Source organism: Pseudomonas sp. EL_65y_Pfl1_R83, assembly GCF_963970695.1.
In the GTDB taxonomy this organism is placed as follows: Bacteria; Pseudomonadota; Gammaproteobacteria; order Pseudomonadales; family Pseudomonadaceae; genus Aquipseudomonas; species Aquipseudomonas tritici.
This window is the reverse complement of the sequence record NZ_CAXAQI010000233.1, coordinates 1-529: the sequence shown is the minus strand read 5'-3', so window position 1 is coordinate 529 and position 529 is coordinate 1. Positions and strand designations below refer to the sequence as shown.

1 protein-coding gene is annotated in these 529 nt (G+C 59.5%); it reads left to right on the top strand.

Annotation, left to right across the window (positions count from 1 at the left end):
• On the top strand, positions 1 to 529 hold a 529-nt coding region (locus AACY08_RS28585), incomplete at both ends, for a TonB-dependent receptor domain-containing protein (RefSeq protein WP_339472456.1).

Genomic DNA, 529 nt, shown 5'->3' with positions numbered 1-529 from the left:
CGCGCGCTATCATTATCGCGGGATCAACGCGCTGCTGGCCGGCTATTATGTCGATTTCCAGAACCGCACGCTCGCCCAGACGGTTGGCGCAGGCATCGTCGGCAACCCGCCGATTCTGTCGAATGTGGGCTCGGTCCGCGCTTATGGCCTCGAAACCGCGCTGGAGGCCAAGCTTGGCTATGGCTTCGGCGTATTCGCCTCGTACAGCTACAATGACTCGACCTATCGCGACAACGTGACGGTCGGCGGCTTGGTGCAGAACATCAAGGGCAAGCAAACCGTCGACACCCCCAAGCATCTCGCCAAGGGCGAATTGACCTATGACAAGGGCATGTTCTTCGGTCGCATCGGCGCGGATTATATGAGCCGCCGCTATTTCACCTACACCAACGATCAATCGGTGCCCGGACGCGTGCTGGTCGACGCGACGATCGGCGCACGGGTGACGATCGCCGATCGCAAGTTCGAGATCCAGGGCAACGCCACCAACCTGTTCGACAAGAAATATATCTCGACGATCGGGTCGAAC